Here is a 16,527-nt window from a genome sequence, read left to right on the forward strand (position 1 = left end):
AATATGATGTGAAAGATTTGATGAATAAAAACCATAACATTGTATTTTTAAAAAAATTTGTTAAAGGAGTAATTGGATGCCAACATCAACCAAAAAACGGGCAAAGCGTAAGAAGCCGCAAAAGAAACTTGTGATTGTGGAATCGCCTGCCAAAGCAAAAACCATCGAGAAATATCTCGGTCGGACATACAAGGTGATGGCTAGCCTGGGTCACGTGCGCGACTTACCAAAGAGTAAGATGGGCGTCGACGTTGATCACGACTACGATCCCCACTATATTTCCATCCGTGGGAAGGGTGATGTCATCAAGGAATTACGTTCCGAAGCCAAGAAAGCTAAACAAGTTTATCTCGCAGCTGACCCGGACCGTGAAGGTGAATCCATTGCTTGGCACTTGTCCCACATTCTTGATTTAGATCCGAAAGATAAAAACCGGGTCGTCTTTAATGAAATTACAAAAGATGCTGTTAAGGACGCCTTTAAGACCCCACGTTCGATCGACATGGATCTGGTCGATGCCCAACAGGCTCGGCGGATCTTAGACCGGTTAGTGGGCTACTCGATCTCACCGCTTTTATGGAAGAAAGTGAAGAAGGGGCTCAGTGCCGGTCGGGTGCAGTCCATTGCGCTTAAGCTGATCATTGATCGTGAAACCGAGATCAAGAACTTCGAACCTGAAGAGTACTGGACCATCGATACTGAATTTAAACACAAACGGTCTAAGTTTGCCGCTAGCTTCTATGGTCGTAACGTCAAGAAGCAGGATCTGCCAAACAACGAGGCGGTGCAAAAGGTCCTCGCCGACATCGATCGTGACGGCGATTTTGATATCACCAAAGTCACTCGTAAGGAACGGAAGCGGTCACCGCAACCGCCATTCACAACGAGTGCCATGCAACAGGAAGCTAACCGGAAGTTGAACTTCCGGACGCGAAAGACCATGATGGCCGCTCAGCAATTGTATGAAGGAATCAACATCGGCAAGGAAGGCTCACAGGGGCTCATTACCTATATGCGGACCGACTCGACTCGGATCTCAAACATTGCCAAGCATGAAGCGTCATCGTTCATTCACGAAAAGTACGGTGCCGAATACGCCGCTACTAAGCCGATCAAAGGCAAGCTGCCAGAAGGGGCTCAGGATGCCCATGAAGCCATCCGGCCAACCTCTGTTTACCGGACACCGGCGGATCTCAAGGAATATTTGACCAACGACCAGTTCAAGCTGTATTCACTGGTCTGGAACCGATTCATGTCCAGCCAGATGACACCCGCTGTCATGGACACCATGGCGGTTACACTGGAACAAAACGGCGTCACGTTTAAGGCTAACGGCTCAAAAATGAAGTTCGACGGGTTCTTGAAGCTGTATAAGGATGGTAAGGAAAAGGATAACCTGTTGCCCGACCTCAACGAAGGCGACACGGTGACCTTGAGCAAGACCGACCCAGCGCAACACTTTACCCAGCCGCCGGCACGTTATTCTGAAGCCAACCTGATCAAGGCGCTTGAAGAAAATGGCGTTGGTCGGCCATCGACTTATGCACCAACGCTGGATACGATTCAGCGCCGGTACTATGTGAAACTCACGGGTCGCCGGTTTGAACCGACTGAACTGGGTGATATCGTCAATTCGATCATTCAGGACTGCTTCCCAGACATCGTGAACGTTGGGTTCACCGCTGGCTTGGAAAAGGAACTGGATGGTATCGAAGAGGGCCATCAAAACTGGGTCAAGGTTGTGGATGACTTCTATAAGCCATTTTCAAAGGAAGTCGACCACGCTCAGGACACCATCGAAAAGATTCAGATCAAGGATGAACCAGCCGGCTTTGACTGTGATATCTGTGGGGCACCAATGGTCATTAAGATGGGCCGTTACGGCAAGTTCTACGCCTGTTCACGCTTCCCAGACTGCCGGAATACAAAGCCGATCGTCAAGGAGATCGGCGTGATCTGCCCAAAGTGTAAGCAGGGTCAAGTGATTGAACGCAAGTCAAAGAAAAACCGAATCTTCTACGGCTGTTCAAGATACCCAGACTGTGACTTCGTGACCTGGGATAAACCAGTCGGCCGTGACTGTCCAAAGGATGGCCATTACCTGGTTGAAAAGAAGGTTAAGGGCGGCTTGCAGGTTGTTTGTCCTAATGGGGATTATGAGGAAGAGGTACAGAAGTAGAGAGTGCGGAGCAAGGCGTTTTGAGGGCGGAGCATAAGCTAACTCTGGCAGAAATGCCTGGTTTTGGCATTTGTGCCAGAGTTAGCTTATGCAGTAGCCCTCAGCCTTGCGGAGCACGTTTGGTCTCGAGGACAGTAGAAAGTAGAGAGTCCGTTACACGTTAGCCCCGTGCCTTGCGGAGCACGTTTAGTCTCGAGGACAGTAGAAATCCTAACTACCAAGGGCCTATACGTAAACTAAATTCACTCCTCAAAGCTTCTCAGCACCAACCCAACCAAAGTTAACCCCAAATAAACCAAAAAACAAAAAAGAAGACCAAGCCAGAACGAAAAAATCACTGGCAAAGTCTTCTTTTTACTGTCTCAAATACGACTATTCTAAAATAGTATTTCTCTATCAAAAAAATCAGCCAGGATCCATCAATCCCGACCCTCAAACCGCTTCGTCAACTTCTCCTCACTCCCACGAAGCAGCTCATCCGCACGAACCCCATACTTACTAGCACAAAACAGCACCTGATCCAACACATCCGCCATCTCTTCGCGCAGATTAGCCATCATTTTCGCATCGCTAGCCTTGCGTTCACCAGGATGGTCCCTGCCAATTTCCATCGTCCGCACAGCACGGGATAATTCGCCCACTTCCTCAGTCATAAAATTAATCCCGATCTGCGGTGAATAGGTGTCCCATCCGCGTTGGTGGTAAAAGTCGGCTAACCATTCTTGGTGGCTGTTTAAATCCATGTCATCATCTTCCTCACTTGTGTTTCATTCAGTATACCAAAGTCAGTCGGCCATGGACTTAAGTGGTTAATATCTTATTGAATCTGTTATATAATAGTTATTGTAACCGAAATCATGACCGTCATAGGCTGGTTTCGCGTTAGTTTGGCCGGTCAGACCCAGTCTTATGCAGAACTAATGCTGACAAAAGATTAAGTTTTCCTAAAAATCTTTGACCAATTTTGACCAAATGATTGAAACGTCTGTTAAAGTCTGTTAAATTGTTTGTCAACGGAGGTGGTTATGTGTCAGATTTAGAGGCAACCTTTATCACGTACCTCACTAGTGAACGTCAGTACTCCGATGAGACTGTTAAAGCCTATCGTGAAGACATTGACGCGTTTCGCCACTTCCTGTCAGAGACTGGCGGGGCAACTGATCTGTTAAGCGTCAGCAAACTTGATGTTCAGGTCTATCTGAGCCAGCTGTATGATGAACACAAGGCACGCACAACGATTGCGCGAAAGATTTCCAGCCTGCGGTCATTTTACGAGTTTATGGTTCGTGAACATCAGATCACGCAAAATCCGTTTGCCTATGTCACGCTGAAAAAACGGCCGGCGCCATTGCCTCGGTTCTTTTACGAAAAGGAAATGACGGCGCTGTTCCAAGCGGCTGCAGCAAATCCGGACGCGACCCTAGCGCTGCGGGACTCCGCAATTCTGGAAGTCCTGTACGCCACGGGGATCCGGGTCAGCGAATGTTGCGGGTTGCGACTCGACGACGTTGACGATAGTACCCAGCTCATGTTGATTCATGGGAAGGGAAATAAGGAGCGTTACGTGCCGTTTGGCAATTACGCTAAGCACGCCTTACAGACGTATCTGAGCGACTGTCGGGCACCGCTGATGGCCAAGTACCATCAAACGCACGACACCCTTTTTATTAATCACTACGGGCGGCCGATCACGGCCACGGGTGTCGAATACGTTTTGAACCAAGTGATCGATCGCAGTACGCTGACAGGGGACATTCATCCGCACATGTTGCGGCACACGTTTGCCACCCACCTGTTGAATCACGGCGCTGATCTGCGGACGGTGCAGGAACTGCTGGGACACAGTAGTTTATCCACGACCCAGATCTATACGCACGTGACAAAAGCGCACCTGCAGCGAGATTATCGTAAGTATTTCCCGCGGGCAACACACGACTAAAAAAGAAAGTTGGGATTTTAGATGACATCAATCGTAGCAGTACAACACAACGGCCACAGCGCAATGGCTGGTGATGGTCAGGTGACCATGGGTGAAAAGGTGATTATGAAGGGCCAAGCCCAAAAGATCCGTAAAATTTACGACGGTAAAGTCGCTGTCGGTTTCGCGGGCGGGGTGGCTGATGCCATTACTCTGGAAGAAAAATTTGAAGCTAAATTAAAAGAATTTGATGGCGACCTGCAACGGGCAGCCGTTGAATTGGCCCAACAGTGGCGCTCTGACCAGGGTCTTCAAAAGCTTGAAGCTATGCTGATCGTGATGGATAAGGATAACATGTTACTCGTTTCTGGGACCGGTGAAGTAATCGCGCCAGACGATGGCATCCTCGCCATTGGGTCCGGCGGTAACTTTGCGCAGGCTGCTGCGTTGGCGATGCACCGGCACGCAACCGATATGAGTGCGGGCGAGATTGCCAAGGCCGCACTTGGTATCGCCAGTGAAATCGATATTTTCACGAACGAAAACATTAAAGTCGAAGAATTCTAAATTAATCCCAAAAAGAAAGCTGGAATTTGAATGGATCCGATTACAAAAACACCAAAAGAAATCGTGTCACTGCTTGACGACTATGTTGTCGGGCAAAGTGATGCGAAAAAATCCATTTCAATCGCGCTGCGCAACCGATACCGCCGTATGCAGTTACCGGTAGCCATGCAGGACGAAATCACCCCTAAAAACATGTTGATGATCGGCCCGACCGGGGTTGGGAAGACCGAGTTGGCACGCCGGCTGGCAAAGATCGTTAAAGCGCCCTTTGTGAAGGTCGAAGCCACGAAGTTTACCGAAGTTGGGTACGTTGGTGGCGACGTTGAATCCATGGTCCGCAGTCTCGCTGATGTGGCCGTTAAGATGGAGAAGGACAGCCAGTTCGAAAACGTTCGTGCTGAAGCTGCAAGACGCGCTAACAACCGGCTAACGAAACTGATCGTTCCCGGTAAGAAGCCGAAGCAAAAACAACAAAACGACATGTCGGCCATGATGAACATGTTCTCACAACTGCAACAGGGCAACATGCCATCTGCCCCCGAACAGCCTAAAGAAGAGGTTACGGACGACATCAAGAATGAACGTATGTCCGTTTCGGACCAACTGGCAAAGGGCCTGCTGGAAAACCGTGAAGTTGAAATTGAAATGGATGATCCGCAACAAGCCGCTGCTGGCAATAATCCTATGATGAACCAGATGGGCATTGACCTGAGCGATACGCTTGGTCAAATGATGCCAAAGCGTCGTGTGAAGCGGAATATGCCTGTTTCTGAAGCCCGAGAAGTGTTGATTCAAGAAGAATCCGAGAAATTGGTCAACGAAGGCGACATCAACCATGACGCCATCAAACGCGCTGAGAATACAGGAATCATCTTCATTGATGAAATCGATAAGATCGCGTCCAAGAACAATCAAAACAGTGGCGAAGTTTCTCGTGAAGGGGTGCAACGTGACATTTTACCGATCGTTGAAGGGACTCAGGTCCAGACGAAGTACGGCCTGCTGAGCACCGACCACATCCTGTTTATCGCTGCCGGGGCCTTCGCTGAATCAAAGCCGAGCGACCTGATTGCTGAATTACAAGGGCGGTTCCCGATTCGGGTTGAATTGGATGATCTGGACAAGGACGACTTTGTCCGCATTTTGACAGAACCAACGAACTCACTGATCAAGCAGTACACAGCATTGATTGGGACGGATAATATCAAGGTCACGTTCACCATGGAAGCCATTGAACGGATCGCTGAACTGTCCGCTGAGTTGAACCATGAAAAACAAAACATTGGTGCCCGTCGTTTGCACACCGTGTTGGAGAAACTGCTGGAAGACCTCCTATATGAAGGACCTGACATGCAGATGGGTGACATTACCATTACAGAAAATTATGTGAATGACAAGATCGGCAACATCGTGAAGGATAAGGACCTTTCCCGTTACATTCTTTAACGCGTGTTGCATCAGAACTCAAAAGACCGTCACAGACCCGAAAATGGGGCCTGTGACGGTCTTTTCGTTTTATTTGCATGGGTTCAAGAACGTGGACAACCCGCTAGTCGCCCAAATAACACGTTTTTAGCCTAGGTACTGAGTTGCAACGATAAACGTCGTCGGTCTAATGTGATGCTCAGTCACTGATCTTCAGCACACAGGCGCCACGAATATCGCCTTTCTTCACGTACCGCAACGCTTCATCCGCTTTGTCAAAAGCGTACGGGGTCGTTTCTGGGTGAATGTTTAAGCGGTCCGCTAAGGTTAAGAATTCCTCGCCATCACGCCGCGTGTTACTCTCAACGCTGGTGAGATTCTTTTCATGAAAAATGTGATCCTGGTAGTTGAGACTTGGAATGTCGGTCAGATGAATCCCGGCTAGCGCTAACGTCCCGCCTGGAGCAAGTCCTTCCAACGCTTTCGGGACGATGTCGCCAACCGGCGCAAAAATAATCGATGAATCGAGTTTGACTGGTGGCAGGTCATAGGGACCCTGAGCAGATTTGGCGCCTAATTCCAGCGCAAATTTGCGGGCATCCGTCCCACGGGTCAGCACGTGGACTTCCATGCCCTGATCAAGCGCAATCTGGGCGGTAATGTGGGCCGACCCGCCAAATCCATACAGGCCAAGGCGGCCACCGGCTGGTAAGTTGGCACGGTGATAGGCGCGGTAGCCGATGATGCCAGCGCAAAGCAGTGGCGCGGCAGTGATATTATCAAACTGGTCGGGGATCCGGTAGGAAAATCCTTCGGGCGCAGTGACGTATTCAGCGTAGCCGCCATCGTGATCCCACCCCGTGTACAGGGAGTTAGGGCAGAGGTTCTCACGGCCTGAACGGCAGAATTCACACACGCCGCAGGTCCAGCGCAACCATGGGATACCAATGCGATCACCCAGTTGAAAGCGACTAGTTTCGGGCCCAGTGGCCACCACCTCGCCAACAATTTCATGGCCGGGTGTGACGTGTTCATGGTGAACCGGCAAGTCGCCCTCTGTCACGTGCAGGTCGGTGTGACAAACACCACAAGCCAACACTTTAACCAGGACTTCACCGCGTTCAGGTGTTGGTACTGGTTTGGTGACAAAGGCCAGTGGTGATTCGGCGCCATCAATGGGACCTGGCGTCGTGACCTGCCAGGCTTTCATTTCCGTTGGTAAATTTTGAATTTGAGTTGTTGTCATTTTGTATCGCCTCATTTGTGATAAATGCTATTTAATGTGTTCAGTGTGGCTAGCGCGGGACTGAAAACCATGCTTATCTTCATTCTAGTCAGGTTCGTGAGCAAGTGCAATGATTTACATGTCGCTATTAGGTTCAGGTCGTTAACGGTGTCAATAAGCGGTTAATCGGGCTTATCAAGCCGTTTCTGTGATAAACTAGAAGTGTCGCACAAGGAACCCTCCCGCTAAGATTTCGTAGTCAAGTTTAAAATGACTTTCACGGTGGAAAGGTCTATACTAATTATTAAATCAGTTGTTCGGAGGAATGTTCATGATTAGCTTACACAGCAATGATTTAACCGTTAAAATCAACGAAAAAGGCGCTGAGTTGACCAGTGTGAACGATGCTGCTGAAAAAATCGAATACATCTGGCAAGCTGACCCGATGTACTGGGGTCGACACGCGCCGATCCTATTTCCAATCGTGGGGCGCTTGCAAGACAATCAGTACACCTTGGATGGGGAAACCTATCATATGGACCAGCACGGGTTCGCGCGCGACTACACCTTTAAGGTTCTGGAGCACGATGACGGCCACGCAGTCTTTCAGTTGCTAACGGACGATGAGATGAAAACAAGATATCCGTTTGAATTTGACCTGCAAGTGACCTTTACCTTGACGGGGCACACGATGGATGTCAGTTACCACGTGCTTAATCTTGACGACCGGGCCATGCCATTTTCAATTGGCGGACACCCAGGCTTTAATGTGCCATTGAACCCGTATGAGGGCGGTTTTGAAGACTATGCCATCACAGTTGCACCACGGCGGTCGTACGCCCAAATCCCGTTGGTTGGTCCCTATAACGACGCGGATCATGAAAAGACGCTGAACTTGACGACACCACTGAAACTGGACCATGACCTCTTTAATCAGGATGCCCTGATCCTTGATTTGGACCACGTTGAAACGACCGTGATGCTTAGCAGCACGGTCAATGACCACGGGGTAGCGCTGACGGTTGAAAACGCGCCGTACGTCGGGATTTGGTCACCCTATCCAAAGCGGGCACCGTTTGTCGCTATCGAACCATGGTGGGGGATTGCGGACAGTGTCAATGCAACTGGCGATTTCCGCCAGAAAATGGGCATCCAGACAATTCAACCAAACGCCGAATTTACCGCAGACTATCAAATTAGATTCTTTTAAAACCAGTGAGAAGCGATTGATAAGTTGACTATCAGTCGTTTTTTTAGTGGGTTTAATAGTGAATATCCATTGATGAGTAAGGGTAATAATGCTGATGGGTCGCTTCGTTGGGCCGCGGAACTTGTTGCAACAATTTCCACTAGAAATTCAGGGATCTCTTACATCGCGTATTAGTCACCGATCCAAGGACGCTTGCTAACTAGTCCCGACGCCGCAGTTGCCATGCCGATCGGCTGCAACACACTACTGAGTTCATAATTAGATACGAACAGCGTGACCATTACCTAATGTTGGAAAGGGTCGGTTTGCACGGAACTATCATCATCTTTTAATCAAACGTAAGTTCTATTCGGCGATTTTTCGGGTATAATAAGAGATTGTAAGCAAAAAAGCACCCGAGAAAAAACCTCAGCTGCTTTTAATTGCGTCTATATTGAGTGATGGTCCTTTAAGAGAAAGCTTTATTTTGAAGACTTTTGGTTGCGGTGCCTGAATCCCAGGCCAAACGGTACCATGTTTTCAGTGCCTTCACGGATTCGTTTAATGTTGGTGCGATGTCTGTAGAACACGAAGATCGTCAGCACAATTGCGATAATTGACAGGTACACATCATGGAACAAGATGCTTAAAATTGTGATGATTGAAAAAGAAATCATTGACGCGAGGCTCACCATACTGGTTAAATAGATAAAGCTGATGAATAACAAGCAGGCAATGATGAAGAAGACGGGATTGTAAGCGAGTAACATGCCGGCACTGGTGGCCACAGCTTTGCCACCCTTGAACCCGTCAAAGATCGAAAAGGTGTGCCCAAGAATTGCCATTAGCCCAAATAATAGGGGGTTAACCGTGGTAATATGAAACCACATGGGTAATAACGTGGCCACGGTACCTTTGGCGATGTCCAGCACCATGACGGTGGTTCCGGCAACCGGACCCAGGACCCGATAGGTGTTGGTGGTGCCAATATTGCCTGAACCTGCTTTGCAAATGTCGGTGTGGAAAAAGAGTTTGCCGATCCAAACCCCGTTTGGAATTGCGCCTAGCAGATAGGCCAGGATGAGTAATAAAACGAGTTTCAACTTAATTTCCTCCAATGTGGATTCGTTACACTGCACTGGCCCATATTTTATCATGTTTTAAACAAGTTAACGAGAATTTATAAACAATTCACATTAAAATTGTGTCTCATCAGCGAGTAGGCTGATTGAAAGGAGTCTTTTTAGTGGCGAACAAGAAGCCAACTTACGATGATTCATCCATTCAGGTCTTAGAGGGCCTAGAAGCCGTTCGAAAACGACCCGGGATGTATATCGGATCAACTGACGGCCGCGGGCTGCATCATTTGGTATATGAAATCGTGGATAACGCGGTGGACGAAGCGCTTGCCGGCTATGGGGACGAGATCGATGTCGTCATTGAAGTGGACAACAGTATTACCGTCCAAGATCATGGTCGGGGGATGCCCGTGGGGATGCATGCTTCGGGCAAACCCACACCGGAAGTGATTCTAACTGTGCTACATGCCGGCGGGAAATTTGGTCAGGGGGGTTATAAGACCTCTGGTGGCCTGCACGGTGTCGGTGCCAGCGTTGTTAATGCGCTGTCATCTGAACTGACAGTCAACATTGTCCGTGATGGCGTGATGTACGAACAAAAATTTAAAGATGGCGGCCACCCGGTCACCACGTTGGTCAAAAAAGGGAATACCCGCAAGCCAACGGGGACTCGGCTGCACTTCAAACCAGATTCAAGTATTTTTACCACGACGGTTTACAACTTCAACACATTGGCTGAACGCTTACGCGAGTCTGCCTTTTTGCTGAAGGGCGTTAAGATCACTTTGACGGATAAGCGCCAGGATCAGGAACACGAAGAAATTTACCATTTTGAAGACGGTATCAAAGAATTCGTCAGCTATTTGAACGAAGACAAGGAGACCCTTGGCGACGTCATGTACTTTGACGGTAAAAAGGACGGCGTTGAAGTTGAAGTGGCAGCCCAGTACAACGATGGGTACACTGAAAATCTGTTGTCCTTCGTCAACAACGTCCGCACCAAGGATGGCGGGACCCATGAATCAGGGATGCGCAGTGCCTGGACTAAGGCCTTCAACGAGTATGCTAAAAAAGTGGGCCTTTTGAAGGAAAAAGATAAGAATCTGGAAGGCTCCGATGTCCGTGAAGGGCTGTCAGCTGTCATTTCACTGCGGGTGCCTGAAGAGATCCTTCAATTTGAAGGCCAGACCAAGGAAAAATTGGGGACACCTGAAGCCCGGACCATCGTGGATAGTGTCCTGAGCGAACAGCTTGGCTACTACCTCATGGAAAACGGTGAGTTTGCGCAAATGCTGATCCACAAATCATTGCGGGCCCGGACAGCGCGTGAAGCTGCGCGAAAAGCGCGGGATGAAAGTCGGAACGGCAAGAAGCATAAGCGTAAGGAACGGTTATTGTCAGGAAAACTGACGCCGGCCCAATCTAAGAATGCCGAAAAGAACGAATTGTTCTTAGTCGAAGGGGATTCTGCCGGCGGGTCTGCGAAGCAGGGCCGTAACCGGAAATTCCAGGCCATCCTGCCGTTGCGTGGGAAGGTGCTGAACACCGAAAAGGCTAAGCTGGAAGACGTGATGAAAAACGAAGAGTTGAACACCATGATCTATACGATCGGTGCTGGTGTCGGCTCTGAGTTCAATATCAAGGATGCGAACTACGACAAAATCATTATCATGACCGATGCCGATGATGATGGTGCGCATATTCAAACACTGCTGTTGACGTTCTTTTACAAGTACATGCGACCGATGATCGACGCGGGGCGGGTCTATATCGCCCTGCCGCCGTTGTACATGATTCAAGCCGGTAGCGGTAAGAAGACCAGTATCAGTTATGCTTGGACTGACGATGAATTGGCCAAGAAGACTAAGACACTTGGCAAAAACTACAAGTTACAGCGGTTCAAGGGACTTGGTGAAATGGACGCGGAACAGCTTTGGGAAACGACCATGGATCCCGAGGCTCGGACACTGGTGCGCGTTCGAATCGATGACGCGTCACTCGCTGAACGGCGTGTCACCACGTTAATGGGTGACAAGGTCGAACCACGTCGAAAGTGGATCGAAGACAACGTGGCCTTCACCCTCGAAGAAGACGGGAGTATTCTAGATAACAACGTGGCAAAATCAGCGCACGCTGACGCCGCAAACGCCGACTAATAACGAAAGGGGATAAGATGGTGGCTGATCATATTCAAGAACTGACTTTGGAAGAAGTCATGAGCGATCGCTTTGGTCGTTATTCAAAATCAATCATCCAGGAACGGGCACTGCCAGATATTCGTGACGGTCTCAAACCCGTTCAGCGCCGAATCCTTTTCGCGATGAACAAGGATGGCAACACATACGATAAGCCGTTTCGTAAATCAGCAAAGTCTGTTGGGAACGTCATGGGTAATTTTCACCCCCATGGCGATAGCTCGATCTATGAAGCGCTCAACCGTATGAGTCAGGACTGGAAGGTCCGTGAACCACTGATTGAAATGCACGGGAACAATGGGTCAATGGACGGTGATCCACCTGCCGCAATGCGGTACACGGAAGCGCGGCTCAGTAAAATTGCGGGTGAAATGCTTCGGGACATTGATAAAGATACCGTTGATATGGTGCTCAACTTTGATGATACCGAGTATGAGCCAACCGTGTTACCAGCGAAGTTTCCTAATTTGCTGGTCAATGGTGCCACTGGGATCTCAGCCGGGTACGCAACGGATATTCCGCCGCACAACTTAGGCGAAGTCATCGATGCGTTAATTTACCTCATGGACCATCCCAAGGCCGATTTAGATCAGCTCATGCAGTTTGTGAAGGGGCCTGATTTTCCAACCGGTGGGATCATTCAAGGGTTAGATGGCATTAAAAAAGCTTACAAGACTGGCCGGGGCCGGATCGTTGTGCGCTCTAAGACAGCCATTGAAGACATTCGTGGCAACAAACAACTTATCCGCGTTAGCGAGATCCCCTATGAGGTCAACAAAGCAGTGCTGGTCAAACGCATTGATGAGTTGCGTATGCTTAAAAAAGTAGATGGTATCTCTGAAGTGCGTGATGAATCTGACCGGGAAGGCTTATCGATTGCGATTGAGCTGAAACGGGAAGCTGATGCCCAAGGTATCTTGAACTATCTGTTTAAGAACACAGATCTGCAGGTGACCTACAACTTCAACATGGTGGCGATCAACCATCGCCGTCCTGAACACGTGGGGTTAAAAACGATCCTAGTCGCTTATTTAGAGCATCAACAGGACGTCATCACCCGCCGAACTAAGTTTGAATTGGACAAGGCCCAAAAACGTCAACACATCGTTGAAGGGCTGATCAAGGCACTGTCGATTCTCGACCAAGTGATCAAGACCATCCGTGCCAGCAAAAACCGTAAGGATGCCCGCGACAACTTAGTCAAAGCCTATGACTTCTCAGAAGAACAAGCCGACGCTATCGTTGCCCTGCAACTTTATCGGTTGACGAACACTGATGTTACGGCCTTGGAAAAGGAAGCTGCTGAGCTGGCTGACAGTATCAAGGAATACCATAAGATCCTTGATGAGCCCAAGGAGCTCAACAAGGTCCTGCGTGGCGAATTGCGCAGCATCAATAAGACGTACCGTAACGATCGCCGGACAGAGATCCAAGACGAAATTACACCGTTGAAGATTTCCACGGAAGTCGTTGTTTCTGACGAAGATGTTGTGGTCATGGTCAGTCGTGACGGTTACCTGAAACGCTCTGGTGTGCGGTCGTACAGCGCCTCTGATCCTGATGATAATGGGTTAAAGGAAGACGACTACCCGATCTTTATGGATAAACTCAGTACGCTGGATCATCTATACATGTTTACCAATAAGGGGAACTTGATCTACCGGCCAGTCTACGAAATTAGTGATGCCCGGTGGAAGGATACTGGCGAACACATTTCCCAAACGATTGGGTTATCTGATGATGAACAGATCATTGCGACCTACGCGTTTTCTGATTTAAAAGCGCCAGGTGAGTTCTTAATTGCGACCGATGAAGGCTATATCAAGCGAACAGAATTATCAGCGCTCCAACCAAGCCGGACCTATAAGAGCCGGGCAATGGTTTACGAAAAGTTAAAGGCCGATGATGCCCACGTGGTTGATGTCACCTTCATGGCTAAGCCGGAACAAACGACGGTCCTTTTAATGTCAAAACTTGGTCTGGCACTGCGGTTTGATATTGCTGAGATTCCAGTCAACGGTGCCCGGACAACGGGTGTTAAGTCAATGAATCTTGGTGAAGACGATTGTGTGACTGACATGCAGCTGATCACCGATGATGACGTGGTCAGTCTGATTACCCAACGTGGGGCCTTCAAGAAGATGAAGGCAAGCGAATTGCCAGTGACGAGTCGGGCACGGAAGGGTGTCATGGTGCTGCATGCGCTTAAGAATAATCCGCACGAAGTTGTTGATTTCTTAAAACTGCAAGATGACCAAGCCATTGAAGTAATCACCGACCACCGGCGTATGCACGATATCTTGCCGGCGGAGCATCCACTCAGCACCCGCTATTCCAACGGGTCCTTCGTGATCGATATTGAAAAGGAAGGCACACCGGAAATCCTGAGACTTAAGCCGACTTCCTTAACATTATCTTAATTTTTATTAGGTATTGGTTATTTTTAGATTACATTAATTGCGTATTTTGCAAAGTATGGTTATTATAGCTATAACAAATACCTTAGGAGGCTTTCCCTAATATGAAAAGCAAGCAAGAAAGCATCTTCAGTTCGAAGACTTTGACATACTTTTTACAATTATCAGAAACAATGAACTATACACAAGCTGCACAGATCCTAGGCATTACGCAGCCTGCCTTGACCCAACAAATTAAAAAATTGTAACGGACAGTAGGTGCCCGCTTATTCTACTCAGTTGGTAAGAAACTGCGGTTAACCGATGCCGGCTACACCATGTTGGACGCCACCCATAAGATTTATGATATCTTAAACGACGCCGCTGATGAGATTCAACAATCCACCAGTGCCACTCAGGGGGATATCAAGATTGGCATCTTAGCCTCTGTTGAAGACAGTGTCTTTGAGGACTTTGCCATTCAATCTTACCGGGAAAATCCTGATGTGAAGATCAGCTTCCACATGCTGACTAGAAAAGAGATCTGGGACCGTTTAGAAAACAACCAGATCGATCTCGCCATCATGTACCTGCCTGATGAATCCATCAAGAACTGGAAGCCGTACGAATCTAAGCGGATCATCAGCGATGACCTGTTATTCATTCACCACGACGAAAGTTTGAGCAAGAAGAAGCGGATCAAGTTCGCTGATCTGCCAAGCAAGCCATGGGCAACGTATCCAAATAACTACTACCTAAACCACATGATGCGCGAATCGTTTAAGAACGCCATGGTCGACATGCCAACTAGTGTGGCCCAATTTACCACACCGTTGCAGTTACTCCGGTTCTCGAAGCAAACTGGTGCTTACACGGCACTGCCGAACTCCTTCTACGTTGGTCAGGGTGATTTTCCAAACACCTGGACGGCACGATTCGAACCAAACATTCGCTTTGAATTAGCGTTTGTCTTCCGGAGTGGCAAGGATAAGATCCCACGTATCGGCCACTTCTTAGCACAGTTTGATCAATATTTGAAGACCAAGGATTACCTGTCACGGTTACAGGAGATCCAGGCTGAAAATAAAGAATAGCTGCATGCGATAGTTCATGAAATCCATTCTCTTAATTGAGGGTGGATTTTTATGTTGGCTGAACAGTGCAATGAAGCGGCATTCTTGAGAGGATTTTATATTTTACCCGGATTTTATGTTGAAGATGGTTCCCGCCACATTTTTTTGGTATAATTAACGTTGCGTGGAATTACATAGACAGCTTGGAACACCGTCGTTGTTGAGACGATCGGTTGAGCTGTTGAACGCTTCACTTAAAAAAATATTTTTAATGCTGAGGAGAGATATACAAATGGCAAAAGAACTTGTTTTTGGTCACCAAAGTCCTGATACGGACGCCATCGTGGCCGCAAAAGCTTATGCATACTTACAATCAAAGTTAGGGTACGACGTTGAAGCCGTTGCCTTGGGCGAACCTAACATGGAAACCAACTTTGTGTTGAACTACTTTAACGAACCAACCCCACGGATCATCAAGACCGCTGCGAACGAAGTTGATTCCGTTATGCTGGTTGATCACAACGAACCCCAACAAAGTGTCAGCGACATTGCTGACGTGACTGTTACGCATGTCGTTGATCATCACCGGATCAACGGGTTTAACACCGCTGCACCACTTTATTACCGGGCAGAACCGGTTGGCTGTGTCAGCACGTTGATCACTGAATTGTTTGATGAAAACAAGGTTGAGATTCCTGCACAATTAGCTGGTTTGATGTTATCAGCAATCATCTCAGATACGCTGTTATTAAAGTCACCAACCACAACTGACAAGGACCGTGCTGCCATCAAGGCCCTTGCTGAAATTGCTGACATCGATTACGAGACTTACGGTATTGAAATGCTAAAGGCTGGGACTAACTTGGCGTCAAAAACAGATGCTGAATTGGTTGCTAACGATGCGAAGTCATTTACCATGGGCGGCAAGAGTGTTCGAATCGACCAAATCAACACGGTCGACTTGAACGAAGTCTTAGCCCGTGAAGACGGCTTGAAGAAGGCTATGGCTGACGAAGCTGCTAAGGAAGGCTACGATTTATTCTTGGTCTTAGCTACCAACGTGTTAGACAGCAACTCTGAATTATTCGTCTATGGCGAACCAAAGGCCACTGTTGAAAAGGCCTTTAACACGACTTTGAAGGATGACCGTGCAAACTTACCTGGCGTTGTGTCACGTAAAAAGCAAGTCGTACCACCATTACAAGGTGCTTTTGAAAACTAGTCATCAGTGACGATTGAAGCAGCATTACCCTCCCGGTGATGCTGTTTTTAGTTCGGTGT

11 protein-coding genes and 1 pseudogene are annotated in these 16,527 nt (G+C 48.3%); 9 read left to right on the forward strand and 3 right to left on the reverse strand.

Annotated elements, in window-relative coordinates; genetic code table 11:
- Positions 1–76: 76 nt before the first annotated feature.
- Positions 77–2,179: a type I DNA topoisomerase gene (gene topA, locus AYR61_RS11950; RefSeq protein WP_065903143.1), complete on the forward strand. Its 2,103-nt coding sequence runs from the start codon at positions 77–79 to the stop codon at positions 2,177–2,179.
- Between the two features lie 419 nt (positions 2,180–2,598).
- Here topA and AYR61_RS11955 read toward each other — a convergent pair whose 3' ends face one another.
- Positions 2,599–2,922: a MazG nucleotide pyrophosphohydrolase domain-containing protein gene (locus AYR61_RS11955; RefSeq protein WP_054709966.1), complete on the reverse strand. Its 324-nt coding sequence runs from the start codon at positions 2,920–2,922 to the stop codon at positions 2,599–2,601.
- Between the two features lie 284 nt (positions 2,923–3,206).
- On the opposite strand from AYR61_RS11955, the gene xerC reads away from it, so the two are divergent.
- From xerC to hslU, 3 genes are read left to right on the forward strand one after another with little or no spacing between them, the layout of a single operon-like run.
- Complete coding sequence (gene xerC / locus AYR61_RS11960; RefSeq protein ID WP_056987964.1) at positions 3,207–4,118, forward strand: tyrosine recombinase XerC; 912 nt, start codon at positions 3,207–3,209, stop codon at positions 4,116–4,118.
- Between the two features lie 21 nt (positions 4,119–4,139).
- Positions 4,140–4,664 (forward strand): HslVU peptidase proteolytic subunit, encoded by a 525-nt coding sequence (hslV, locus tag AYR61_RS11965; RefSeq protein WP_065903144.1) that lies wholly within the window; start codon positions 4,140–4,142, stop codon positions 4,662–4,664.
- Between the two features lie 30 nt (positions 4,665–4,694).
- Complete coding sequence (gene hslU, locus AYR61_RS11970; protein WP_065903146.1) at positions 4,695–6,110, forward strand: ATP-dependent protease ATPase subunit HslU; 1,416 nt, start codon at positions 4,695–4,697, stop codon at positions 6,108–6,110.
- Between the two features lie 178 nt (positions 6,111–6,288).
- Here hslU and AYR61_RS11975 read toward each other — a convergent pair whose 3' ends face one another.
- Positions 6,289–7,335: a zinc-dependent alcohol dehydrogenase family protein gene (locus AYR61_RS11975; RefSeq protein WP_056987966.1), complete on the reverse strand. Its 1,047-nt coding sequence runs from the start codon at positions 7,333–7,335 to the stop codon at positions 6,289–6,291.
- 310 nt (positions 7,336–7,645) lie between these two features.
- Between AYR61_RS11975 and AYR61_RS11980 the strand changes: the two genes are divergently transcribed.
- A complete protein-coding gene (locus tag AYR61_RS11980; protein ID WP_054709954.1) occupies positions 7,646–8,524 on the forward strand; it encodes an aldose 1-epimerase family protein in 879 nt (292 codons plus the stop codon).
- Positions 8,525–8,985: 461 nt separating this feature from the next.
- Here AYR61_RS11980 and plsY read toward each other — a convergent pair whose 3' ends face one another.
- Complete coding sequence (gene plsY / locus AYR61_RS11985; RefSeq protein ID WP_318529558.1) at positions 8,986–9,606, reverse strand: glycerol-3-phosphate 1-O-acyltransferase PlsY; 621 nt, start codon at positions 9,604–9,606, stop codon at positions 8,986–8,988.
- A gap of 143 nt (positions 9,607–9,749) precedes the next feature.
- On the opposite strand from plsY, the gene parE reads away from it, so the two are divergent.
- The 4 genes and pseudogenes from parE to AYR61_RS12005 all read left to right on the forward strand — a co-directional run bounded on the left by parE (position 9,750) and on the right by AYR61_RS12005 (position 16,468).
- Entirely contained in the window at positions 9,750–11,738 is a 1,989-nt protein-coding gene (gene parE / locus AYR61_RS11990; protein WP_065903150.1) for a DNA topoisomerase IV subunit B, read from the forward strand.
- 17 nt (positions 11,739–11,755) lie between these two features.
- A complete protein-coding gene (gene parC / locus AYR61_RS11995; protein ID WP_065903152.1) occupies positions 11,756–14,197 on the forward strand; it encodes a DNA topoisomerase IV subunit A in 2,442 nt (813 codons plus the stop codon).
- 101 nt (positions 14,198–14,298) lie between these two features.
- Positions 14,299–15,267 (forward strand): annotated as a pseudogene (locus AYR61_RS12000) (LysR family transcriptional regulator).
- A 271-nt stretch (positions 15,268–15,538) separates the two neighbouring features.
- Complete coding sequence (locus AYR61_RS12005; protein ID WP_054709941.1) at positions 15,539–16,468, forward strand: manganese-dependent inorganic pyrophosphatase; 930 nt, start codon at positions 15,539–15,541, stop codon at positions 16,466–16,468.
- Positions 16,469–16,527: the final 59 nt, after the last annotated feature.

The organism is Secundilactobacillus paracollinoides, assembly GCF_001702155.1.
GTDB classification, from domain to species: domain Bacteria; phylum Bacillota; class Bacilli; order Lactobacillales; family Lactobacillaceae; genus Secundilactobacillus; species Secundilactobacillus paracollinoides.

Excerpts from the sequence above, each read along its gene's own strand:
- topA (WP_065903143.1), top strand. The coding sequence starts at position 77 with ATGCCAACATCAACCAAAAAACGGGCAAAGCGTAAGAAGCCGCAAAAG.
- AYR61_RS11955 (WP_054709966.1), bottom strand. The coding sequence starts at position 2,922 with ATGGATTTAAACAGCCACCAAGAATGGTTAGCCGACTTTTACCACCAA.
- hslV (WP_065903144.1), top strand. The coding sequence starts at position 4,140 with ATGACATCAATCGTAGCAGTACAACACAACGGCCACAGCGCAATGGCT.
- hslU (WP_065903146.1), top strand. The coding sequence starts at position 4,695 with ATGGATCCGATTACAAAAACACCAAAAGAAATCGTGTCACTGCTTGAC.
- AYR61_RS11975 (WP_056987966.1), bottom strand. The coding sequence starts at position 7,335 with ATGACAACAACTCAAATTCAAAATTTACCAACGGAAATGAAAGCCTGG.
- AYR61_RS11980 (WP_054709954.1), top strand. The coding sequence starts at position 7,646 with ATGATTAGCTTACACAGCAATGATTTAACCGTTAAAATCAACGAAAAA.
- parC (WP_065903152.1), top strand. The coding sequence starts at position 11,756 with ATGGTGGCTGATCATATTCAAGAACTGACTTTGGAAGAAGTCATGAGC.
- AYR61_RS12005 (WP_054709941.1), top strand. The coding sequence starts at position 15,539 with ATGGCAAAAGAACTTGTTTTTGGTCACCAAAGTCCTGATACGGACGCC.